The 23,640-nt window shown below is 65.1% G+C and carries 18 protein-coding genes; 12 read left to right on the top strand and 6 right to left on the bottom strand.

What is annotated here, in order from left to right:
- Positions 1 to 212: 212 nt before the first annotated feature.
- Positions 213 to 2,567, top strand: coding sequence for a beta-glucosidase BglX (bglX, locus tag I5R65_RS22915; protein WP_180671085.1), 2,355 nt, complete (start codon positions 213 to 215; stop codon positions 2,565 to 2,567).
- A 141-nt stretch (positions 2,568 to 2,708) separates the two neighbouring features.
- Here bglX and I5R65_RS22920 read toward each other — a convergent pair whose 3' ends face one another.
- Positions 2,709 to 4,565, bottom strand: a complete 1,857-nt coding sequence (locus tag I5R65_RS22920) for an ABC transporter ATP-binding protein (RefSeq protein ID WP_180671084.1) — start codon at positions 4,563 to 4,565, stop codon at positions 2,709 to 2,711.
- A 310-nt stretch (positions 4,566 to 4,875) separates the two neighbouring features.
- Here I5R65_RS22920 and I5R65_RS22925 point away from each other — a divergent pair, with 310 nt between their 5' ends.
- The gene (locus I5R65_RS22925) at positions 4,876 to 5,532 is read left to right on the top strand and encodes an HD domain-containing protein (RefSeq protein WP_180671083.1); all 657 of its coding nucleotides are present in this window, start codon (positions 4,876 to 4,878) and stop codon (positions 5,530 to 5,532) included.
- A 113-nt stretch (positions 5,533 to 5,645) separates the two neighbouring features.
- On the opposite strand, the gene I5R65_RS22930 is transcribed toward I5R65_RS22925, so the two are convergent.
- Positions 5,646 to 7,367: a methyl-accepting chemotaxis protein gene (locus I5R65_RS22930; RefSeq protein ID WP_180671082.1), complete on the bottom strand. Its 1,722-nt coding sequence runs from the start codon at positions 7,365 to 7,367 to the stop codon at positions 5,646 to 5,648.
- Positions 7,368 to 7,686: 319 nt separating this feature from the next.
- Here I5R65_RS22930 and I5R65_RS22935 point away from each other — a divergent pair, with 319 nt between their 5' ends.
- The 3 genes from I5R65_RS22935 to I5R65_RS22945 all read left to right on the top strand — a co-directional run bounded on the left by I5R65_RS22935 (position 7,687) and on the right by I5R65_RS22945 (position 10,944).
- Complete coding sequence (locus tag I5R65_RS22935; RefSeq protein ID WP_180671081.1) at positions 7,687 to 9,486, top strand: ABC transporter ATP-binding protein/permease; 1,800 nt, start codon at positions 7,687 to 7,689, stop codon at positions 9,484 to 9,486.
- Positions 9,487 to 9,611: 125 nt separating this feature from the next.
- The gene (locus tag I5R65_RS22940; RefSeq protein WP_180671080.1) at positions 9,612 to 10,460 is read left to right on the top strand and encodes a D-amino acid aminotransferase; all 849 of its coding nucleotides are present in this window, start codon (positions 9,612 to 9,614) and stop codon (positions 10,458 to 10,460) included.
- A 202-nt stretch (positions 10,461 to 10,662) separates the two neighbouring features.
- Positions 10,663 to 10,944, top strand: a complete 282-nt coding sequence (locus tag I5R65_RS22945) for a DUF493 family protein (protein ID WP_180671079.1) — start codon at positions 10,663 to 10,665, stop codon at positions 10,942 to 10,944.
- 64 nt (positions 10,945 to 11,008) lie between these two features.
- On the opposite strand, the gene gcvA is transcribed toward I5R65_RS22945, so the two are convergent.
- Positions 11,009 to 11,977 carry a transcriptional regulator GcvA gene (gene gcvA, locus I5R65_RS22950; protein WP_180671078.1) on the bottom strand — a complete coding sequence of 323 codons (969 nt, stop codon included), beginning with the start codon at positions 11,975 to 11,977 and terminating at the stop codon, positions 11,009 to 11,011.
- Positions 11,978 to 12,164: 187 nt separating this feature from the next.
- Between gcvA and I5R65_RS22955 the strand changes: the two genes are divergently transcribed.
- The 6 genes from I5R65_RS22955 (at position 12,165) to I5R65_RS22980 (ending at position 19,510) form a co-directional block, all read left to right on the top strand.
- Positions 12,165 to 12,545, top strand: coding sequence for a DUF2917 domain-containing protein (locus I5R65_RS22955; RefSeq protein ID WP_180671077.1), 381 nt, complete (start codon positions 12,165 to 12,167; stop codon positions 12,543 to 12,545).
- Positions 12,546 to 12,580: 35 nt separating this feature from the next.
- Positions 12,581 to 13,285, top strand: a complete 705-nt coding sequence (gene lipB / locus I5R65_RS22960; protein ID WP_180671076.1) for a lipoyl(octanoyl) transferase LipB — start codon at positions 12,581 to 12,583, stop codon at positions 13,283 to 13,285.
- Between the two features lie 40 nt (positions 13,286 to 13,325).
- Positions 13,326 to 14,324 carry a lipoyl synthase gene (lipA, locus tag I5R65_RS22965; protein ID WP_180671075.1) on the top strand — a complete coding sequence of 333 codons (999 nt, stop codon included), beginning with the start codon at positions 13,326 to 13,328 and terminating at the stop codon, positions 14,322 to 14,324.
- Positions 14,325 to 14,504: 180 nt separating this feature from the next.
- Positions 14,505 to 15,197, top strand: coding sequence for a GTP cyclohydrolase II (gene ribA, locus I5R65_RS22970; RefSeq protein ID WP_180671074.1), 693 nt, complete (start codon positions 14,505 to 14,507; stop codon positions 15,195 to 15,197).
- Between the two features lie 132 nt (positions 15,198 to 15,329).
- The gene (locus I5R65_RS22975; protein WP_180671073.1) at positions 15,330 to 16,496 is read left to right on the top strand and encodes a GTP-binding protein; all 1,167 of its coding nucleotides are present in this window, start codon (positions 15,330 to 15,332) and stop codon (positions 16,494 to 16,496) included.
- Positions 16,497 to 16,669: 173 nt separating this feature from the next.
- The gene (locus I5R65_RS22980; RefSeq protein ID WP_180671072.1) at positions 16,670 to 19,510 is read left to right on the top strand and encodes an EAL domain-containing protein; all 2,841 of its coding nucleotides are present in this window, start codon (positions 16,670 to 16,672) and stop codon (positions 19,508 to 19,510) included.
- 34 nt (positions 19,511 to 19,544) lie between these two features.
- Here the strand turns inward: I5R65_RS22980 and I5R65_RS22985 are convergent, their stop codons facing one another.
- On the bottom strand, positions 19,545 to 20,480 hold the full coding sequence (locus tag I5R65_RS22985; RefSeq protein ID WP_180671071.1) for an AEC family transporter: 936 nt from the start codon (positions 20,478 to 20,480) through the stop codon (positions 19,545 to 19,547).
- Positions 20,481 to 20,524: 44 nt separating this feature from the next.
- Complete coding sequence (locus I5R65_RS22990; protein ID WP_180671070.1) at positions 20,525 to 21,232, bottom strand: GntR family transcriptional regulator; 708 nt, start codon at positions 21,230 to 21,232, stop codon at positions 20,525 to 20,527.
- A gap of 136 nt (positions 21,233 to 21,368) precedes the next feature.
- Here I5R65_RS22990 and mnmC point away from each other — a divergent pair, with 136 nt between their 5' ends.
- The gene (gene mnmC / locus I5R65_RS22995) at positions 21,369 to 23,285 is read left to right on the top strand and encodes an FAD-dependent 5-carboxymethylaminomethyl-2-thiouridine(34) oxidoreductase MnmC (RefSeq protein ID WP_180671069.1); all 1,917 of its coding nucleotides are present in this window, start codon (positions 21,369 to 21,371) and stop codon (positions 23,283 to 23,285) included.
- Here the strand turns inward: mnmC and I5R65_RS23000 are convergent.
- Positions 23,260 to 23,598 (bottom strand): YXWGXW repeat-containing protein, encoded by a 339-nt coding sequence (locus tag I5R65_RS23000; protein ID WP_180671068.1) that lies wholly within the window; start codon positions 23,596 to 23,598, stop codon positions 23,260 to 23,262. The two genes, mnmC and I5R65_RS23000, sit on opposite strands and share 26 nt — an antisense overlap.
- Positions 23,599 to 23,640 lie beyond the last annotated feature (42 nt).

The following is a 23,640-nucleotide window of genomic DNA, read 5'->3' on the forward strand; positions in this document are numbered from 1 at the left end:
AAACAGGCTGGACACCGCCAGGTACCTGACTGTCCTGCAGGCATCAAAACAGAATAATATAGCGAACCGTCCGGCCGGCTAAGCATCATAGAAGACAAGCAATTAATGCTCCAGCCATTGCTATCGCCGTCGATACGCTGCTGTCCCGCTTGCGCAAGTTCGTAGAGTAGAGGGCAGTACGCCGCCAAAGTTTAGAAAAAGAGAGGAAACCTGTGTCCCACAAGCTTACCGAGCGGCAAGCCGCGCCCGTGCGCCGCCCCCGCCTGGCCTTGGCCATGACCCTGTGCGCGCTGGCCTGTACCGCCGCGCTCAGTGGCCCCGCAGCCCATGCGCAAGCCAACCCCGCCTTGCTGGGTGACAAGACCGCCTTCATCGACGACCTGCTGCGTCAGATGACGCTGGAAGAAAAGATCGGCCAGTTGCGCCTGATCAGCATCGGCCCGGAAATGCCTGCCAAGAAACTGGCAGAGGAACTGGCCGCCGGCCGCGTCGGTGGTACCTTCAATTCGGTCACCCGCGCCGAGAACCGTCCGCTGCAGGAAGGCGCGATGCGCTCGCGGCTGAAGATCCCGATGTTCTTCGCCTACGACGTGATCCACGGTCACCGCACCACCTTCCCGATCGGACTGGGCCTGGCCTCCAGCTGGGACATGGACCTGGTCGCCAAGGCCATGCGTACCGCCGCCGAGGAAGCCGCTGCCGACAGTATCGACATGACTTTCGCGCCGATGGTGGATATCAGCCGCGATCCGCGCTGGGGCCGTACCTCGGAAGGCTTCGGTGAAGACCCTTATCTGGTCTCGCGCATCGCCGATGTCTCCGTGCGCGCACTGCAGGGCGAGACCCGTCCCATCGCGGCCAATCGCGTCATGGCCAGCGTCAAGCACTTCGCGCTGTATGGGGCAGTGGAGGGCGGGCGCGACTACAACGTGGTCAACATGGACCCGCAACGCATGTACAACGACTACCTGCCGCCGTATCGCGCCGCCATCGATGCCGGCGCCGGTGCCGTGATGGTGGCGCTCAATTCCATCAATGGCGCCCCGGCCACCTCCAACACCTGGCTGCTGCAGGATCTGCTGCGCCGTGACTGGGGCTTCAAGGGCCTGACCGTGTCTGACCACGGCGCCATCACCGAACTGGTCAACCACGGCGTGGCGCAGAACGACAGCGAAGCGGCGCGCCTGTCCATGAAAGCCGGTACCGACATGAGCATGGCCGACCAGGTCTACATCAAGCAATTGCCGGCGCTGGTGCGCTCGGGCAAGGTCTCGCAGCAGGAGCTGGACAACGCCGTGCGCGACATCCTGGGCGCCAAGTACGACCTGGGCCTGTTCAAGGACCCGTTCGTGCGCATCGGCCGTGCCGCCGATGACCCGGCCGATGTCTATGCCGATGCGCGCCTGCATCGCGCTGCCGCTCGTGAAGTGGCACAGCAGTCCATGGTGCTGCTGGAAAACCGCAACGCTACGCTGCCGCTGAAGAAGAATGCCCGCATCGCGCTGGTCGGCCCGCTGGCCGATTCGCACATCGACATGCTGGGCAGCTGGTCGGCGGCCGGTCGCGACAAGCAGACCATCACCGTGCGCCAGGGCCTGCAGGCCGCGGTGGGCACGCAGGGCAGGCTGGTCTATGCCCGTGGCGCCAACATCACCGACGACAAGCACATCGTCGATTACCTCAACTTCCTGAACTGGGATGACCCGGAGGTGGTGCAGGACAAGCGCAGCCCGCAGACGATGATCGATGAAGCCGTGCAGGCGGCCGGCCATGCCGACGTCATCGTGGCCGCCGTGGGCGAGTCGCGTGGCATGTCGCACGAATCCTCCAGCCGCACCTCGCTGTCGCTGCCACAGAGCCAGCTGGATCTGCTCAAGGCGCTCAAGGCCACCGGCAAGCCGCTGGTGCTGGTCTTGATGAATGGCCGTCCGCTGGACCTGAACTGGGCACGCGAGAACGCCTCGGCCGTCCTGGAGACCTGGTACACCGGCACCGAGGGTGGCAATGCGATTGCCGATGTGCTGTTCGGCGACGTCAATCCTTCCGGCAAGCTGCCGCTGACCTTCCCGCGTTCGGTGGGGCAGATCCCGAGCTACTACAACCATCCGCGCGTCGGTCGTCCCTACACCGAAGGCAAGCCCGGCAACTACACCTCGCAATACTTCGACGAACCCAATGGCCCGCTCTATCCCTTCGGCTATGGCCTCAGCTATACCGAGTTCAAGCTCTCCGATGTCAGTCTGTCGCAGCCGACCATGCAGGCCGATGGCAAGGTCGAGGCCAGTGTCACCGTGAAGAACATCGGCCGTCGCGCCGGTGCGACCGTGGTGCAGCTGTACATCCGCGATGTGGCCGCTTCGGTGGTGCGGCCGGTCAAGGAACTGAAGGATTTCCGCAAGCTGATGCTGCAGCCGGGAGAGGAAAAACAGGTGCGCTTCAGCATCGACCGCAAGGCGCTGTCCTTCTATAACGCCAAGCTGGAATACGTGGCCGAGCCGGGTGAATTCCAGGTGCAGGTGGGCTTGGATTCCAAGGATGTGAAGACGGCTTCGTTCAACCTGCAATAGGGGCGGAGCAGGGTCGGAGCAACTCCGGAGTACGAAGCAAAAATGGGCGCACCGTAAAAGGTCCGCCCATTTTTTCTGCGCGATCTTCCGCCGCTATCCGTAAATGATATAAACCATTTGCGAGCCGGTGTCTCGGGCGGATCAGGCGGTCGCCACGACCTGTTCTTCCTCTTCGCCCAGGAAGCCGCCGCTCTGGTGCGCCCACAGCCGCGCATACAAACCGTTGGCCGCCAGCAGCTCGCTGTGCGTGCCTTGCTCCACGATGTGGCCCTGGTCCAGCACGATCAGGCGATCCATGGCCGCAATGGTGGACAGGCGGTGCGCAATGGCGACCACGGTCTTGCCTTCCATGAGTTTGTAGAGGCTGGTCTGGATGGCCGCTTCCACTTCCGAATCGAGTGCGCTGGTGGCCTCGTCCAGCAGCAGGATGGGCGCATCCTTGAGCATCACGCGGGCAATCGCGATGCGCTGGCGCTGGCCGCCGGACAGTTTCACGCCACGCTCGCCGACGTGCGCGTCATAACCGGTGCGGCCCTTGGCGTCGGCCAGGGTGCCGATGAAATCATGTGCCTCGGCCCGTTCGGCCGCATGGATCATCTCGGCATCGCTGGCGTCGGGGCGGCCGTAGGTCACGTTCTCGCGCACCGAACGATGCAGCAGCGAGGTGTCCTGCGTGACCATGCCGATCTGCGCGCGCAGGCTGTCCTGGGTGACGTGGGCGATGTCCTGGCCATCGATGGTGATGCGGCCGCCCTCGATATCGTAGAAGCGCAGCAGCAGGTTGACGATGGTCGACTTGCCGGCGCCGGACCGGCCGACCAGGCCGATCTTTTCGCCGGGTCTGATCACCAGGTCCAGGCGGTCCACCACCGGGCGCGGCGCCGCGCCGCCATAGCTGAAGCTCACGCCCTCGAAGCGCAGTTCGCCCTGCGTGACCTTGAGCGGCCGGGCATCCGGGGCATCCTTGACGTCATGCGCCAGCGCCAGCGTGTTGATGCCGTCCTGTACCGTACCGACGTGCTCGAACAGCGATGACATTTCCCACATCACCCAGTGGGCGATGCCGTTCAGGCGCAGGGCCATCGCGGTGCTGGCAGCGACCGCGCCGATACCCACCTTGCCCTGCGTCCACAGGTACAGCGATACCCCGCTGGCTCCGATGATGAGGATCATGTTCAGGATGTGATTGACCACCTCGAAACCCGAGACCAGCCGCATCTGGCGATGCACCGTAGTCAGGAATTCGCGCATGGCACTGCGGGCGTAGTCGGCTTCGCGGCCGGCATGCGAGAACAGCTTGACGGTGGCGATGTTGGTGTAGGCGTCCGTGATGCGGCCGGTCATCATCGAACGTGCATCGGCCTGGTTGCGCGCCACTGCCGACAGGCGCGGCACGAAGTAGCGCAGGGCCACGGCGAAGGCCGCCAGCCAGAGGAAGAAAGGTGCCAGCATCCACATGTCGAAGCTGCCGACCACGCCGATCAGGGTCGCGAAATAGATGGTGATGAAGACCAGGATGTCGCCCACGATCATGCAGAAATCACGCACCGCCAGCGCGCTTTGCATGACCTTGGTGGCGACCCGTCCGGCGAATTCGTTCTGGTAGAAGCTCATGCTCTGGCTCAGCATGAGGCGATGGAAATTCCAGCGCAGCAGCATGGGAAAATTACCGGCCAGGGTCTGGTGCTTGAACATGGTCTGCAGTGCGATGAGCAGCGGACTGGCCACCAGGATCAGCAACAGCCACAGCAGCGTATGCCCCTCTTGCGCCCACAGGTGCGCCGGCTCGATCTTGGACAGCCAGTCGACGATACGGCCCAGCGCGGCAAACAGCAGTGCCTCGAATACGCCGATGATGGCCGTCATCAACGTCATGGCGGCGATGTAGGGGCGCACGCCCCGGGTACAGAACCAGATGAAGCGCATGAAGCCACGTGGGGGCGGCAGGGGGTGTGTTTCCGGATAGGGACGGACCAGTTTTTCGAACCAGCTGAACATGCAACAAACTCCAAAAAGGGGGCGGCGGGCGACGGCGATGCGGCGGCGGGCGCAGGACAGGCCAAGCTGACCTGTGGCGCGGCTTCGTGCGCGGCTGGCGGATCGTTGCGGCAGCAGGGCCACTATCGTGATCCGGGGCTTGCCCGCGGAAATGGTGGAAGCCATGGAAGCCGCATCATCTCATAGGCGAGCTGCCCAGGTGTATCGGACAAGTCAAAAACACTTGTCGGAAAATCGGAATGGTGGTCGGCGCCTGAGGTTCCCGGATCGGCGATACTGATGAATTGCCCTCCATTCATCTATTGCAGCCATGAATCTCTCGCAAGCCGCCGTCGCCTTCCAGCCACAAGAGCCGTTGGCTCTCACGCTGTTGCCCTATGTCCTCGACGATGCCGGTGATGGTTCGCATGATCTCTCGCATCTGCTGCGGGTCTGGAACAATGCGCGCCGTCTCCAGCAGGAGGAGGGAGGTGACCTGCGCATCCTGCTGGCCGCCGTGCTCTTGCATGACTGCGTGCGGGTGGAGAAGGATTCGCCCCTGCGCAGCCAGGCTTCGACGCTCTCGGCGCAACGCGCGCGGGAAATCCTGGACGCGCTGGGGTGGACCGCGCAAGACGCCGACCGCGTAGTCCATGCCGTGCAGGCCCACAGCTACTCGGCGCAGATCACCCCGCAGTCGCTGGAGGCGAAGATCGTGCAGGATGCCGACCGGCTGGATGCCATCGGCGCCATTGGCGTGGCACGTTGCTTCTATGTGGCGGGGCGGATGGGGTCGGCGCTCTATGAACCGCTGGACCCACAGGCGCACGGGCGGGTACTGGACGATCGTCGCTTCGCGCTGGACCATTTCCCGGCCAAGCTGTTGCGCTTGCAGGAGGGCTTCCAGACCGCCAGCGGAGCGGCCATGGCCAGCGCACGGCAGGCACGCATGCGCGCGTTCGTGGAGGACTTCCTAGGGGAGTTATGAGGGGGAGGGTGGTGCACAGAGGGTAGCGCCAGCAGCGCCGGCCCGCTCGCGAGGGGAAGAGCAGGTGGCCCCGGATCAAGGCCACCTGATCACCAGATCACTTCACTTGAGCATCAGGCCGCCAGCTTTTCCATCGGCAGTGCCGGTGCCACTTGCAGCGGGACCTGTACGGTACGCAACAGCGGTGCGGTTTGCGCTGTCCTTGCCACGGACACCCCCGCCACCGGTGCCGGCACCAGCGCGTCCGGTGCTTCCAGCTGGAATACGCCCACCGCCTGGTTCAGGTTCACCGCCTGCTCTTGCAGCGTGGCCACGGCGGCGCTGGCCTGTTCCACCAGCGCGGCATTGTGCTGGGTCACCTGATCCATCAGGGCAATGGCCTTGTTGACTTCCTCGATGCCCACGCTCTGCTCATGGCTGGCGGTGGAAATCTCGCCCATCACATCGGTCACCTGCTGCACGCTGGTCACGATCTGTTCCATGGTCTCGCCGGCGCGCTCCACCAGGCGGGTACCGTTCTCGACGTTGTCGACCGAGGCATCGATCAGTTGCTTGACCTCCTTGGCGGCCGCCGCGCTGCGTTGGGCCAAGCTGCGCACCTCGGTGGCGACCACGGCGAAACCGCGTCCCTGTTCACCGGCACGGGCCGCTTCCACTGCGGCATTCAAGGCCAGGATATTGGTCTGGAAGGCGATGCCGTCGATCACCCCGATGATGTCCACGATCTTGCGCGACGAGGTGTTGATGGCGGCCATGGTATCGACCACCTCTTCGACGATGGCGCCACCCTGCTTGGCGATGTCGGAGGCATTGCGGGCCAGCTGGTTGGCTTCGCGGGCGTGGCCGTCGTTCTGCTTGACGGTGGCTGTCAGCTGCTCCATGGCCGAGGCGGTTTCTTCCAGCGAGGCGGCCTGGTCTTCGGTGCGGGCCGAGAGGTCGCTGTTGCCGGCGGCGATCTGGGCGCTGATGGTGGCGACGCCAGCGGCGGCATCGCGCACTTCGCTGACGGTGTTGCGCAGGTTGCCGCTCATTTCGGCCAGGGCTTCCATGATGCTCTGGCGACGCGCATTGCCGGCATGGCGCAGCGTCACCTCGTGGTACAGCTCGCCACGGTCCACGGCCAGCGCCACGTGCTTGACCTCGTCCGGTTCGGCGCCCAGTGCGCCACGGATGGAGCGGGTGATCAGCGTGGCCAGCACCACGCCGGCCACCAGCGCGGCGCTGAGCAGGATCAGCATGAAGGCCTGGAAGCCGCGTGCGGTGCTGCGGGCCTTGGCTGATTCCGCCTGGCTCATACCTTCTTCCAGGTCGATGAACTGGTTGATCGCGGCCAGCCATTCGACAAAGGCCGGCTTGACCTGGCCCAGCATCAACTGGCGCGCAGCCTCGATGTCACCCGCCTTGCGTGCCGCGATGGCCTTGGCGGCCAGCGGCATGGCGCGGGCTTCCACGGCCTTGATGCGTTCCAGACTGGCGCGCTCGTCGGGGCGCACGCTCATGCTGGCGAAGACCGCATCGAGCGGCTTGGCCGACTGCTGGTAATCGGCGTCGAGCTTGTCGATCTGGGCCATCACGTCCTTGACCTCGGCATCGCCCACCAGGGTCAAGTCGCGCAGGGCGATGGCGCGGTCATGCACGCTGCCGCGGAAGTTGATGGCGTAGCGCTGCTTGACGTTGTTGTCTTCGCTGACCCGCGCTAGGCTGCCCTCGATGGCATTGACCTTGGTAATGCTGACCACGGTCAGCACCAGCATCATTGCCAGTACCAGCGCAAAGCTCAGCGACAATTGGGTGGCGACGCTCAGTGAGCGACGCTTGGGGGTAAGTGGATGCATGACAGGCTCCCTGGAATGATGGACTGGTGACGCGACAGTGACTTGTGACCGATGCTGCCGATGTTGCCGATTATTGCGGGTCAGCCCGCAGGCGCCTACCAGACGATGGTATTAGTCCGCCTTCGGACGCGGCGTTGATGACCGGCAACATGGTGCGAAGAGGGCAGTCTAGCGGCAATCGCCACGGCCCTGGATTGAATCTTCCGATGGAAGCGATAGTCTCTGCGCGGTCCCACAGGATGGGCGGGAGAGGGTGCTTAAGCCTGCGTTAAGTCTTCTGCGGCAAGCTGGGCAGCAAAACAACCGCCAGGACCACGACATGACCGAACACCCGTCCCCTGCAGTCGCTTCCACGCCACCGGCCGATCCCAGCCATCTCGCCAACCGTGCCACCCGCACCCAGATATGGCGGCTCATCCGGCCGTTCTGGGTATCCGAAGAAAAGTGGAAGGCCTGGGCGCTGCTGCTGTCCATCATTGCCCTGAACCTGGGCATGGTCTACATCAACGTGCGCCTGAACTCGTGGAACCGCGACATGTACAACGTGCTGCAATCGCGCGACTATCCGCAGTTCAAATCCTTGCTGTGGCAGTTCTCGGGACTGGCCTTCGTGTTCGTGGCCATCGCCATCTATAGCGTCTACCTGAAGCAGGCGCTGCAGATCCGCTGGCGCTACTGGATGAGCACCCGCTATCTCGACCAGTGGCTGGCGCATCGCGCCTATTACCGCATCGAGCAAGGGCAGGAGGGTCGGCTCTCGGATAACCCCGACCAGCGCATCGCCGAGGACCTGCATGCGCTGACCTCCGATACGCTGTCGCTGGTGCTCGGGTTCATCTCCAGCAGCGTCACCCTGTTTTCCTTCATCCACATCCTGTGGTCGGTCAGCGGCCCGCTGAGTTTTTCGGCCGGTGGGCAGAATTGGGTCATTCCCGGTTACATGGTCTGGTTCGTCATCGCCTATGCCGCCGTCGGGTCCGGGCTGGTGTGGTGGATCGGTCGCCCGCTGGTGGGATTGAGCTTCAACCAGGAGCGCTTCGAGGCCAACTTCCGTTTCGGCCTGATCCGTGTGCGCGAGCATGCCGAGGCGGTGGCCCTGTATCGCGGCGAGGTGCAGGAACGCACCCAGCTGACAGCACGCCTGGACGATATCCGCCGCAACTGGTGGGACATCATGCGGCTGACCAAGAAGCTCAATGTGGCCGTCAATTTCTATGGCCAGTTTGCGGTGATCTTCCCGATGCTGGTGTCGGCGCCGCGCTACTTCTCGGGCGCCATCTCGCTGGGTGTGCTGATGCAGATCAGCGATGCCTTCGGCCAGGTGCAGGATGCGCTGTCGTGGTTCATCAATGCCTTCACCACGCTGGCCAGCTGGAAGGCCAGCATCAACCGGCTGGCGGGCTTCCATGCCGACGTCGAGCGTGCCACCGGCATGGCGCGCACCATCGAGGTGGCGCCGCATGCGGGCAGTGCGGTGACGGTGTCGGGTTTGCAGCTGTCCTTCCCGGATGGCGCGCCGATGATGCGCAGTCTCGATGCGCGGGTGGAGTCGGGCGAGCATGTGCTCATCAGCGGCCCCTCGGGATGTGGCAAGTCCACGCTGATCCGCGCCATGGCCGATGTCTGGCCCTATGGTCATGGACAGGTCGGCCTGCCGCAGGATGCCCCGGTGATGTTCCTGCCCCAGCGCAGCTACCTGCCCATCGGCAGCCTGCGGGCGGCGCTGTCCTATCCGGCAGCCGAGGGCAGTTTCGAGGATGCCCTCATCCTCCGTTACCTGGCCCTGTGCCGCCTGTCGCATCTGACCGACCGGCTGGATGTGGCGGCCAACTGGAGCCAGGCATTGTCGCCGGGCGAGCAGCAACGGCTGGCCTTCGTGCGGGTGTTTCTGAATCGCCCGCGCATCGTGTTCCTGGATGAAGCCAGCAGCGCCATGGATGGCGAGACCGAAGAGGTGCTCTATGCCGCCTTGCCGCGCGAGCTGCCGGGCGTGACCGTGATCAGCATCGCGCACCGCGAGACGCTGGCGCGCTTCCACGACGTGCGCTGGAAGTTCGTCCCCGCGGCAGCGGGCGAGGGCGCGGGACATCGCGTGCAGATGCAGCCGATCACGTCGTGAGCTGAGCAGATGGCGGGCCATACCGTTTTTGCATAAGCTCGGCGGAAAGGGCGTGACAGAATGGATTCATCGCGGCACGGTTCGCCGCATCCACCCGCTCACCCACGATTACTGGAAAGCCCACCATGAACGATCCCATCGTCTATCTCAATGGCGAACTCACGCCGCTGTCCGAAGCCCGCGTCCCGGTGCTGGATCGCGGTTTCATCTTCGGCGATGGCATCTACGAGGTGATCCCCATGTATCGCCGCAAGGCTTTCCGTGGTCGCCAGCACCTCGCGCGCCTGTTCCGCAGCCTGGACAGCATCGGTATTCCCAATCCGCATGACGAGGCCGGCTGGAACGCCCTGATCGACCAGGTGGTCCAGGCCAACGGTCTGGAGGACCAGATGATCTATCTGCAGGTCACCCGGGGTGTCGCCAAGCGCGCCCATGCCTTCCCCAAGGAAATGGTGCCGACGGTGCTGATCATGACCAATCCCATGGCGCTGCCGGCGGCCTCGGCCATCGAGCTGGGCGTGGCCTGCGTGACCATGGAAGATCGCCGCTGGCTCAATTGCCAGATCAAGTCGACCTCGCTGCTGGGCAATGTGCTGGCCGCGCAGTTCGCTGCCGAGAATGAAGTGACCGAGGCGATCCAGTTCCGTGACGGTTTCCTGTCGGAAGCCTCGTCCTCCAATGTGTGGGTGGTCAAGGATGGCCAGATGTCGGCACCGCCCAAGGACAACCTGATCCTGGAAGGCATCCGCTATGGCCTGATGGAAGAGCTGTGCGTCGAGCAGGGTATCGTGCTGCAGTCGCGCCGCATCACCCGCGAGGAAGTACTGGCGGCCGACGAGCTCATCATTTCCTCGGCCAGCAAGGAAGTGCTGCCGGTGGTCAAGCTGGACGGCCAGCCGGTGGGCAGCGGGCATCCGGGGCCGGTGTTCGGCAAGGTCTATGCGGCCTACCAGGCAGCCAAGGCCCGTCTGTAAGCTTGCAGGCCAGCACAGTGCGCGCACATTGATCAACGGCGACCCTGACGTTTTCTGCACGTCGGGTCGCCGGCATGGCGTAGAATGCAGGCATCCCCCACCCGTATTCACCCGACCCTCCGCTTGAAGCCTGCCGGTTCATCCCCATCTGGGAGCATTGAAACCCGGAGCGCCGAAGCGGACAACGCCAAGACGGTTTGCCATGACTATGCCCACAATTTCCCCTGAAGAATCCCTGATCGAGTATCCCAGCGACTTCCCCATCAAGGTGGTCGGGGTCACCCATGACGCGTTCGCCGAAACCATCGTCGCCATGGTCATCGAGCATGATCCCGAGTTTCATGCGGGCAAGGTCGAGATGCGGCCATCCACCCAGGGCAAGTACCTGTCGTTGACGCTGACCGTGCGCGCCACCAGCCGCACCCAGCTCGACAACATCTATCGCGCGCTGTCCACGCACGAGATGGTCAAGTTCGTGCTCTGATCCGGTTCGCGGTGTCGCAAGGTCGGCAAAGGCCGGCGCAGTCCTTCGGGATGCGCCGGTTTTTTCATGGGCTTTTCGCTTTTTTGCGGCCTGGCGTTTTCGGCACATCGCCCGGCCAGCCGGGGATGGCCTGGAACAGTTGCATCTCCTCGAAGATCCATTGGCGGAAGGCCACCACGCCGGGCTTTTCCAGCCCCTCCGGCAGGTGCACCAGGTAGTGCGCCTCGTCGCACAGCTGGGCCACGTCGAACAGGCGCACCAGCGTGCCGCTGGCGATCTCCTGCCAGGCGATGGTGTGCCGCGACAGTGCCACGCCCTTGCCCTCGACGGCATGACGCAGCGTCAATGAGGAGTCTTCCACCACCAGCGTGCCGCTGGGCTCCGGCAGGTCCAGCCCGGCCAGGGTCAGCCAGGGCTGCCAGGACTCGCGGGTATCCATGCGCAACAGCGTGCAATGGGCCAGGTCGGCCGGGCGCGTGAGCTTGCGGCTGCGGGCGCCGTCGCCGCGATAACCGGGGGCGGCCACCGGGTAGTAGTAATCGTCGCTGAGCTTTTCGGTGACCACGCCGCTGTATTGCCCGCGGCCGAAGCGGATGCCCACGTCCACTCCGTCCAGGCGCAGGTCGGCCAGATGGCTGCCCGATTGCAGCACCACCTCGATTTCCGGATGGGCATCGATGAACTTCCACAGGCGCGGCGCCAGCCAGCGTGAGGCGAACGAGGGTGTGGCCGAGATCACCAGGCGCTGCTGGCGGTTCAGGCTGCGCAGGTGTTCGGCGGCCTGGGCGATTTCGCCGAGCGACTTGCGGATAGTGGCGGCGAAGCGCTGGCCGGTCTCGGTGATGGCGATGCGCTTGCCGTGGCGCTTGAAGAGCTGCAGGCCGAGGTCCTCTTCCAGCGCGCGCACCTGGTGGCTGATGGCACCGGGGGTCACATGCACCTCCTCGGCCGCACGCGAGAAGCATTCGTGGCGGGCGGCCGCGTCAAAGGCGCGCAGGGCGGCCAGGTTGGGCAGTTTCCTGAGATCGGCCATGGTGGGTTCCTTGTGAATTTCATTCGCAAAGAAACGCAATATATATCGTTTTGTTGTGCTGCAGGGTTTTCCTACAATGGTGACTCATTCACCATCACTCCAGGCATTCTCCCTCTGAAAGCCGCACCCGACCGGGCAGCGCGGCAGGGGCGCGGCTTGCCTGGATTTTCGCAAGGGAGTACCCGCCATGGCAATTTCATTCGCAGATCAGACACCTCCGGAGAGACTTCTGGAAGGACAGACGCAGACCCGCCGCCTGCGCGGTGGCGTGCGCATCCGCATCACCAGCGGCCTGGTGTGGCTGACCATTGCCGGCTGCCGGCAGGACATCTGGCTCACGGCCGGACGTTGCTTCGATTACCACGGGCGCGGGCTGGCCATCCTGGAAGCGGTGCACGGTGCGGCCGAGTTCACGGTGTCGCCCCTGCGTCGGGCGGGCTGGCGCAGCTGGCTGTCCGGCACCGGTGCTGCCGTCGCCCCGCAGGCGCCGCTGCTGCCGATGGCTGAGGGTGGCGATACGGTGCGTATCAGCAAGTTGTTGCCGCACGGACTGATCCGCTGGTTCTGACACGGGCCTGTCCGAATTTCGCTACACTGACGGACATGCAAACCGCACTACCCACCGCCAGCGCCAGCGACACCCCCGCCGCTGCTGCTGCCCGCCGCCCGCAGATCGTGCGGCGGGGCGTCGAGTCCTACGAAACCAGCTTCGCCGACATGCGCGCCTACACCGATGCGCGCACCGCCGACAGTCCCGACCAGCTCTGGATCGTCGAACATCCCCCCGTCTATACCCTGGGCCTGGGCGCCGACCGCGCCCATGTGTTGAATCCACACGACATCCCGGTGGTGCAGACCGACCGGGGTGGCGAGGTCACCTACCACGGCCCCGGACAGGTGGTCATCTACCTCTTGATGGACCTGCGCCGCAACCGCAGCGGGGCGCGCCTGTTCGCCCGCGAATTCGTGCACAACATCGAAGAGGCGGTGATCGCCACGCTGGCGGCGTATAATCTCGCCGGTGTACGCAAGGAAGGGGCGCCCGGCATCTACGCTGCCGACGGCCCCTGGCAGGGCGCCAAGGTGGCCGCGCTGGGCTTGAAGATACGGGGCAACGGCTGCACCTACCACGGGGTATCTCTGAACGTGGCAATGGACCTGGCGCCGTTTTCCTGGATCAATCCCTGTGGCTACGAAGGCCTGGCCACCGTGGACATGCAGACCCTGGGGGCCGGACAGGCCCGCCTGGCCGATGTCCAGGACTTGCTTGCAGACCAACTGATCGCCCGCTTCGCGGGCATGGCTTGAGCCTCACGCGCTGAGCGCGCCCGGGGCCGGAACGACCGACATGACGACCGAAATCACTTCCGCAGCAGATTCCTCCTCCAATGCCAACGCCGCCGGCGCGGCCCGCGTGAACCCGCTGGACAAGCAGAAAGGCGCCGGCAAGACGGCCTGGATTCCCATCAAGGTGGTGGCCGCCGAAAAGCTGAAGAAGCCGGACTGGATTCGCGTCAAGGCGGGCTCGCCGACCACGCGCTTCTACGAGATCAAGGACATCCTGCGCGCCAACAACCTGGTGACGGTCTGCGAGGAAGCTTCCTGCCCCAACATCGGCGAATGCTTCGGCAAGGGCACCGCGACCTTCATGATCATGGGTGACAAGTGCACCCGCCGCTGCCCGTTCTGCGATGTCGGCCACGGTCGTCCCGACCCGCTGGACCCCAACGAGCCGGAAAACCTGGCCAAGACCATCGCCCAGTTGCGCCTGTCCTACGTGGTCATCACCAGCGTGGACCGCGACGACCTGCGCGACGGCGGTGCAGCCCACTTTGCAGCCTGCATCCAGCGTGTACGCGAATTGTCGCCCGAGACCCGCATCGAGATCCTGACCCCGGACTTCCGTGGCCGCATGGACCGCGCGCTGGAAATCCTCAAGATGGCCCCGCCGGACGTGATGAATCACAACCTGGAAACCGCGCCGCGCCTGTACAAGGAAGCCCGTCCGGGTTCCGACTACGAGTATTCGCTGAGCCTGTTGAAGCGTTTCAAGGACCTGCATCCGGAAGTACCGACCAAGTCCGGCATCATGGTCGGCCTGGGCGAGACCGACGAGGAAGTGCTGCAGGTCATGCGCGACATGCGTGCCCACAACGTCGACATGCTCACCATCGGCCAGTACCTCATGCCCAGTGGCGACCACCTGCCGGTGCGCCGCTACGTGCACCCGGACACCTTCAAGATGTACGAGGAAGAGGCCTACAAGATGGGCTTCGTGCACGCCGCCGTGGGCGCCATGGTGCGCTCCAGCTATCACGCGGACCAGCAGGCGCACGGGTTGGTCTGAGCCGGCTGGCTTGGCGCCGCAAGGCCCCGCCGTGCGCGGGGCTTTTTCTTGCGTGAGGGTAATTCAAATTCCCCGTACAAGTCGCTCAGGTGGCTTGTACGGGATAGTGGGGCGCTGAAAGAAACCCGGCTGCAAGGTAAGATACGCGGTTCTGAGCATTCGATTCGAAAGCAGGTTGTCATGTCCTCATCCATCGCCCCGGCCGCCGCCGTGCCGGAAGAAAAACTGGTCTTCGTCAGTTCGTGCAAGTTGCCCATGCCTTGGGCCACCTTCGAGCTGCACGCCTTCTACGATGAAGTTTCCGGCAAGGAACATCTGGCCCTGACCCTGGGCGATGTCGGTAGCGGCGTGCCGGTGCTGGGCCGCGTGCATTCCGAATGCCTGACCGGCGACGCGCTGTTCTCCCAGCGCTGCGACTGCGGCGCCCAGCTGGAGGCTGCCCTGAAGAAGATCGCCAAGGAAGGCCGTGGCGTGCTGTTCTACCTGCGCCAGGAAGGCCGTGGCATCGGGCTGTTGAACAAGATCCGCGCCTACCACCTGCAGGACCAGGGCGCCGATACCGTGGAGGCTAATGAACGCCTGGGCTTCCCGGCGGACATGCGGCGCTACACCATCGTATTGCCCATGCTGGCCCACCTGAAGATCACCAGCCTGCGCCTGATGACCAACAACCCGCGCAAGGTCAAGGCACTGGAAGAGAGCGGCATCACCGTGGCCGAGCGCATTGCCCTGATCGCCAACCACAATCCCTTCAACATCGGCTACCTGGGGACCAAGGCGCGCAAGCTGGGGCACCTGCTGCCGGGCCTGGGCAAGACCGACGCTCAACCTCAACCCGAGAAAGTGCCGCTGGATGCGCACGACAATGAGTGAATTGCGCGACTGAACCGCACAACACCAGACGGGCCGATACGGTCCGTCTTTTTTTTGCCCGTTCCTGCCGGCCCCTTGACGCATCGGTTAGCATGGCGACTGGACTGTCCATTCTCATCCCGTCTTTACAACATGAACCCATCCGTACCCGCCGGCGCTGCGCCGATTCCCGTTTCCCTGCTCACCGGCTTCCTGGGCAGCGGCAAGACCACGCTGTTGAATCACCTGATCGCCCAGCCGGAAATGAAGGACACGCTGGTCATCATCAACGAGTTCGGCGAGATCGGTCTGGATCACCTGCTGGTGGCGCACAGCCAGGAAGAAACCATCGTCGAGATGAGCAGCGGCTGCCTGTGCTGCACCATCCGTGGCGATCTCAAGAAGACGCTCAAGGACATCACCTGGCGCTTCGCCGAAGGCGGCCAGCGCAAGTTCAACCGGGTGGTCATCGAGACCACCGGCCTGGCCTCGCCCACGCCCATCCTGCACACGCTGATGACGGACCCCTTCATTTCGGAGCGCTATCGTCTCGATGGCGTGATCGTCACGGTTGATGCGGTCAATGGCATGTCGACCCTGGACAGTCACCCGGAAGCCGTGCAACAGGCGGCGGTTGCCGACCGCCTGCTGCTGACCAAGACCGACCTGGCCGACGCCGCCACGCTGTCGGCCCTGCAGGCGCGCCTGCGCACGCTGAACCCGGGTGCGCGCCAGTTGCAGCCGCAGGTCGGCCAGATCGCGGCCGGCGAGCTGCTGGATGCGGGCCTGTTCAAGCCGGGCGAGAAAATGCCTGACGTGGCGCGCTGGCTCAACGAGGAAGCCTTCGCCGAGAAAGCAGCCCAGCACCACCATCATGGACACGATCACCATCACCACGATCATCATGCCCATGGGCATCATGAGCATGATCACGCCCACGACGTCAACCGTCACGACGACCACATCCGCGCCTTCTGCTTTACCTTCGACGAGCCCATCGATCCGGTGCTCTTCGATGAATGGCTGAGCTTGCTGGTGGGCTTCAAGGGTCCCAACATCCTGCGCATCAAGGGCATCCTCAACCTCAAGGGCGAGGCGTTGCCGACCGTGATCCATGGTGTGCAGCACATCTTCCATCCCACCGCCACCTTGCCGCAGTGGCCCTCGGAAGACCGTCGCAGCCGCATCGTCTTCATCACCCGCGACGTCGAGCGGGCCACCATCGAGCGCTCCTTCGACGCCTTCATGCAAGCCCAGCAGATCGAGCGGGAGGCGCGCGAGGCGCAACAAAAGCGCAACGCGGCACCGGCCGCCTACTGAGCAGGACCGGCCGCGCAGGCGGTCGAATGTTCCTGCGGGGAAACATGAGAACGACCTGGCGATGGGATAAGCGCCCGCCGGCAGTGCGCCGATTAAAAATAAATCCGCAACGGCCGATAACGAGGGATAGTCCAGATTATGATCGGGCTCCATAGAGATATAACGATTCGTTTATGCAGCGTGTGATCAACAAGCTGGGGGCAACGTTGTCGGCATCGCTCACGCTGATGCTGGGTTTGTGCGCCACCGTGACGGTCTTCGTCGCCACCAGCCACCTGGAAGAGGATGCCGTCAACCTGGACTTCGAGCGCCGGGCCGGTCTGCGCGCCTTTACCATCCAGCGCGGGCTGGAAGAGGCGGTCCAGGTGCAGTCGGTGGTGAACCACTTCTATGCCACCGTGGGCGATCCCAGCCGTGAGCAGTTCGAGAACTTCACTCGTCCGCTGCTGGAACGCTACCCCTATGTACGCGCCTTCAGCGTGCAGCGTTTCGTCTCGGACGAAGACCGTCCCGTGTTCGAAGCCTTGCGCCAGGGCACCAAGCCGGGCTTCGAAATCACCGCCCTGCAGGATGGCCGTCTGCAAAGCGCGCCGCAACAACCCTCCTACCTCGTCGTCGATTACGTCGAGCCGACCGTGGGCAATGAAGCCGCGCTGGGGCTGGACGTGTCCGGCAACGCCGCCATCCGGCATGCCCTGGACGCGGCGCTGGTCAGTGGCCGGCCGGCGTCGACGCTGCCGCTCCAGTTGGCCCAGTCCGGGCCTGACGAGCGCGGCCTGCTGGTGATCCAGGCCGTCTACCGTGGCGGCGTGCAGCCCACCGATCATGCGGCGCGGCGCGCCCTGCTGGTGGGCGATACCACGGCGGTACTCGAACTCAACGGCCTGGTGCAGAAGATCCTTGACGGCGCCGGCCTGACATCGGATCACGAAATCGGCCTGCGCATCTACGTCGGTCCCCAGGCCGAGCCGGGCAATCTGGTGTACCACCATGAGAGTGCGCCCCGTGAGACGCACTGGCTGGATCATCTGCTCAAGCCGGGTACACTGTTTCGCCATCCCTCCAACACCGTTACCAGCTTCGACATCGCCGGCCAGACCTGGCACATGGAGGTCAGCATCCCTCCGCGGTCGGTCTTCGCCGATCACTACGGTTCGTTGCTGATCCTGCTGGCGGGGGTGATCGCCTCGGTGCTGGGCGCAGCCTACATGCGGGCCTTGTCGATGCGTTCGCACCGCGTGCAGCAACTGGTGGAAGACAAGACCGCCGAGCTACGCACCACCAATGCCCTGCTGTCGGACGATATCAAGGCCCGCCGGCTGGCCGAGCGCGCATTGCGCCTGCGCCACCAGGCCATCGAGGCCAGTGCCAACGCCATCCTGATCCTGTCGGCACGGCAGCCCGACTACACCATCGAATACGTCAATCCGGCCTTCGCCCGCATCACCGGCTACAGCAGCGCCGAGGCGGTGGGCAAGAGCATCCGCTTCCTGGAGGGGCGCGACAGCGATCCCGAGGGTTTCGAGACCGTCTGGATCGCCATGCGCGAGCAGCGCGAGCGCAACGTGGTCCTGCGCAACTATCACAAGGACGGTTCGGAGCTGTGGAACGACTTCTACATCGCCCCGGTGCGCGACGAGAGTGGCGAGGTCACCCACTTCGTGGCGGCGCTCTACGACATCACCTCGATGAAGCGCTACGAAGCCGAACTGGAATTCCAGGCCAGCCGCGATACGCTCACCGGCCTGATCAACCGCCACATGCTGCGTCATCACCTGGAACAGGCCATCGGCGTGGCCGAGCGGCAGAAGCAGGCCCTCTGGGTGGTGTTCGTCGATCTGGACCGCTTCAAGTTCGTCAACGACACCTTGGGCCACAAGGCCGGCGATACCCTGTTGCGCACCGTGGCCGGGCGACTGCGCGCGGCGGTGCGTGAAGCCGATACCGTGGCGCGCCTGGGCGGTGACGAATTCATCATGATCCTGCCGGAGCAGGATGAGCTGTCACTGGATACGCGCAGCCTGCAACGCATCATGGATGCCGTGGCGGCCCCGGTGACGCTGGGCGGACATACCCTCTTCATGACCTGCAGCATCGGCGTGGCCTGCTATCCCAACGACGGCACCGATGGCGAGACCCTGATCAAGCACGCCGACATCGCCATGTATCGCGGCAAGCAGACCGGTCGCAACAATTTCCAGTTCTACACGCCGGCGATGAACGAGCAGGCGCTGGAACGCCTGCGCATCGAAGGCGACCTGCGCAATGCGCTGGACCACGGCGAATTCCTGCTGCATTACCAGCCCAAGGTGGACCTGGCCAGTGGGCGCGTGATCGGCAGCGAGGCATTGATCCGCTGGCAGCATCCGCAACTGGGCATGGTCTCGCCGGCACGCTTCATCGGCCTGGCCGAGGAGACCGGCCTGATCCTGCCGATCGGCGCCTGGGTCTTGCGTACCGCCTGCGTGCAGTGCCGCCAGTGGCAGCTCAAGGGGCATGAAGACATCAGCGTTTCGGTCAACCTGTCGGTGGGCCAGTTCCTGCAGAAGGACCTGGTCTCCTCCATTGCCGACGTGCTGGAAGATACCGGCCTGCCGCCGGCCTCGCTGGAACTGGAACTGACCGAGAGCCTGATGATGACCGATGTCGAGCACGCCATCGGCATCCTGGCGGGCTTGAAGAAGCTGGGCGTGCGCCTGTCCATCGACGACTTTGGCACCGGCTATTCCTCGCTGGCCTACTTGAAACGCTTCCCCATCGACGTGCTCAAGATCGACCGCTCCTTCGTGCGCGACATCACCATCGACGCCGACGATGCCGCCATTACCGCATCCATCATCTCGCTGGCACGCCACCTGAAGCTGCGCGTGATCGCTGAGGGCGTGGAAACCGACGAACAGCTGGATTACCTGCGCCACTACGGTTGCGACGAGATCCAGGGTTACCTGTTCAGCCCGCCGGTACCAGCCGACAAGTTCGAACAGATCCTGCGCGAGGAACGGGTCATGCTGTAAGTGCGCCCGCGCTGCCGGTGCTGCGCATCAGGACTCAATGGTGCGCGATCCAGGCCAGGATCACGGCGATGGTCGGCAGCGACAGGGTGGTGGAGATCAGGATGGCGCGCGACATGGCCGTCACTTCCCGCTGATACAGTTCGGCCAGCATGAACGGTCCGGTGCCGATCGGCATCGCCGCCAGCAACACCGCGCTGTCTGCCCACACCCGTGGCAGCGGCAATATCCAGTAGGCCAGCACGGCCGTCACCGCCGGTTGCAGCAGCAGCTTGAAGGCCACCAGCAGCCACACCGGTGCGCCTTCGCCACGCTGCACCGGCTGCGCCAGGAACAGCCCCAGCGACACCAGCGCACAGGGGCTGGCCGCGCCCCCCAGAATCTTGAACAACTGCTGCACGCCGCTGGGAATGCTGGCCCCGCTCATGGCCACCGCAATCCCCGCCATCGGCGCGATCATGATGGGATTGCGCAGCAGCGAACGCCCCACTTTCACCACCGTCTGCCCCAGCCCGGCCGGCGCGTGCAGGCAGGTCTCCAGCAACACGATGGCCACCGCGAAGAGCAGGCAGGCCGTCATCACCATCGCGATCACCGAGGGCGGCAGACCCTCGCGGCCGAAGGCCAGGTAGCACAGGGGGATGCCGATGAAACCGACATTGGCGTAGGAACTGCCCAGGCTGTCGATGATGACGTCGGCCGCTGCCGCCTTCTGGCGCAGGCGCAACCATGCGGTCAGCAGGAATACCAGTGCCACGCCCGCCGCAAAGACGCCGATGAAGCGCAGGTTGGCGAAGTCGGCCGCCGTCAGCCGCGACATGGAGTCGAACAGCAGCGCCGGCAGCGCCAGCCAGATCACGAAGCGGTTCAGCTCGCTGGCCGCACCGGCCGACAGGATGTTGCGGCGACGGCAGATCCATCCCAGGAAGATCAGCGAAAAGATCGGAAAGACGATATTGAAGATGGCAAGCATGGCTGGGCGCAGCGGTGCTGCGCGCGAATGAAGGGGAGGGTGGTTCAGGCCTGCTGACCGGCCTGTCCTGTCTGTTGGGTACCATCCAGCGCCCGCGCCAGGTGTTCGGCCGCGCCCTCGGCATGCTGTCGCGCCAGCTTGTCGGCCAGTGCCGGCTTGCCCTCCAGCACGGCCTGCAGGATTGCCTCATGCTCGTCCCACACGCTCTGGTGCGAGCGCACGTCACCGGCCAGGATGGCACCCATGGCGCGGCGGATGTGCTGCCAGTGCAGGGCGGTGGTCTCGGCGATGACGGGATTGCCACTGCTGCGATAGAGGAACTGGTGGAAATCCATGTCGGCCCGGATGCGCGCCGACAGGTCGCTCATGTCCGGCAGGGCGCGCGCCGCTGCGACCAGAGCGCGGGCCTCGCTGGCAACGGCGGCACGGCGCGCCGCGTCCTGCTTGCAGTGCGCGGCACAGTCGCGTGCGGCCAGGCCATCCAGTACGGCACGCACCTGATAGAGCTGCAGCAGGCGCTGTGGATCGAGGGCGGTCACCATCACCCCCTTGCGCCCGGCATCGGTGATGAAGCCCTCGCGCCGGAGGATCTGGAACGCCTGCAGGATGGGCTGGCGCGACACGCCCAGTTGTTCGGCCAGGCCTTCCTGGGTGATCTTGCTATTGGGTGCGAGGGCACCGGTGCAGATGGCATCCAGGATGGCGTGGTAGACCTGTTCGATGAGCTGGGTGGGGGCGGCGATCTTGAGCATGGCGTGTACGTTCGCTTTTTCTGTGTTCTGTATGCAGATTATGGAGGGTGGTCGGCTTTGTCAAGACGCAAGGTCTGCCATGGCGGGCGGCGTAGAATGGCGGCCTTGATCGATCCTGCCTCTGGATGTCCCGATAATGCCTGCCTGCCCCCTCCAACCTGCCTCCCCGGAATTGCTGGCCGCCTGGCGCGCCGACGCGGCGCAAACGGCGCCCGGTCCGGTGGAACTCCCTGATTGCCTGAGCGCGCAGCACACGGCCGTGGTGCTGGACCTGCATTTCGGTTTGGGCCTTGCCTTCTTCGCCACCTGGCATGCCTTCGCCCGGCAGCGGGGGCCGGGTCCAGTGCAGCGCCTGCATTACATCGCCATCCTGCCGCACCCGCCGGCGGCCGACGCCCTGCATCCCGATTCAACTTATGCACAGGCCTTGCGCGAAGCCTGGCCTTTGCCGCTGCCAGGCACGCACCGGCTGCTGCTGGACGAGGGGAGGGTGGTGCTGACGCTGATCTGGGGCACCCTGGAAGAAGAGCTGGCACGGCTGGAGGCGCCGGTCGATCTGTTCTACCTGCATGCCGATCCGCAGCGCTTCGACGCCGCTGCACCGCCCTGGCACGCACATGCCTGCAAACGGCTGGCGCGCCTGGCCTGGACCGGTGCCCAGGCCATGGTGTGGGGAGGGGGGGAGGTGGAGGCCTTGACGGCGGCGATGCGCCAGGTCGGCTTTATTGCTCGCCCCTGCGGCCAACTGCGGGCCGGCGTGCTGGCCTTGCGCTACGCGCCGGCCTGGGCGCGCCCGGCTTCGCACGTGGCGGCCAGTGATACCCCGTTGCAGCGTCAACCGCGCCAGCCTCGCCATGCGCTGGTGATCGGCGCCGGCTTGGCCGGCACGGCCGTCGCCGAACGCCTGGCCGCACGCGGCTGGCGTATCGATCTGGTGGATGCCGGGCCGGACGTGGCCACGCGTGCCTCGGGCAATCACGGCGGCCTATTCATGCCGGCGCTGGCACGCGATGACAGTCCGCTGGCGCGCCTGACGCGTGCCGCCTTCCTGTTCGCCACACAACGCTGGCAGGCACTGGGGGGCGTGGGGTTGGAGGAGGGCGCGGCCATCACCGGAGAATGCTGCGGCATCCTGCAGTTCGGGCGCGATGCCAAGCAGGCCTGGTCCTTCGAGCAGGGGGCGCAGCAGTGGCAGTATCCGGCCCGTTATGCGCGCTGGATGTCGGCCGACGACAGCGCTGCCGTGCTGGGCATGCCGACCATGGGCGGCGGCTATTTCTTCCCCGAAGCGGGCTGGCTGCATCCGCCTTCGGTCTGTCGCCGCCTGCTGGCGCAGGCCGGTTCATACGGACAGCTCGCCACCCACTTCGGTCGCGCCGTGGCGCGCCTGCAGCGGCTGCAGGAGAGCGAGCAGTGGCAGGCCCTGGATGCAGACGGCAGCGTGATCGCCCAGGCGCCGGTGGTGATCCTGGCGGCCGGTGCGCAAGCCAGGGCGCTGGCCCAGGCGGCCGACCTGCCATTGAATGCGGTGCGCGGCCAGGTCACGCATCTGCCGGCGCAAGGATTTCCCGACCTGCCGCACGCCCTGTGCGGTGACGGCTATCTGACCCGGCCCTATGCCGGACAAATCTGCATGGGCGCCAGCTACGACCGTTTCGATGATCCCGCCTTGCGGGCCGACAGCCACGCCGACAATCTCGACCGTCTGCGCCACATGCTGCCGGAGATCGACCAGCACCATGGGCAGCCGGGGTTGCCGGGTGCCGCCGATCCCGATCTGGGCGGGCGGGTCGGTCAGCGCTGTATCGCGCCCGACCGGCTGCCGCTGGTGGGTGCGCTGCCGGGCCAGGAGCCAGGGCTCTACGGTTTGCTGGGCTACGCGTCGCGGGGCCTGATCTGGGCGCCGCTGATGGCGGAACTGCTGGCCTCGATGATCGAGCGCGAGCCCTTGCCGTTGCCGCGTGACCTGATATCAGCCCTGGACCCGGCCCGCTTCGTGGGTTTGTCAGCCGGTGCACTCGACGCGATCAACGCGCCCAGTGCCCCGGAATGAAATGCCAGCCGCCGCCCGGGCCTTGTTGCCAGTGGGCCGGCTCGTAGCGTGCGTAACCACGACGCATGCGTTCCCAGTGGCCACCCACCCAGACGTGGCGGTGACCGTTCCAGGCCCAGTAGCCCGGTGCCCAGGCATAGCCGTGGCGCGGCGGCGGGGCGGCTTCATAGCGCGGGGCCGGCGGTGGCGTGCCGATGCGCACGTCCACGCCGACCACCTGCGCCTGTGCGGCAGGAGCGGTGGCCAGGGTGGCGCCCAGGGCGGAGAGGGTGGTGACAAGGGCGAAGGCGATGCGGCTTGTTGTGGTTTTCATCATGGACTCCTGTAATGGACAGCATGGTGGTGGATGCAGCGC

Source organism: Herbaspirillum sp. AP02 (genome assembly GCF_015767275.1).
In the GTDB taxonomy this organism is placed as follows: Bacteria; Pseudomonadota; Gammaproteobacteria; order Burkholderiales; family Burkholderiaceae_D; genus Herbaspirillum.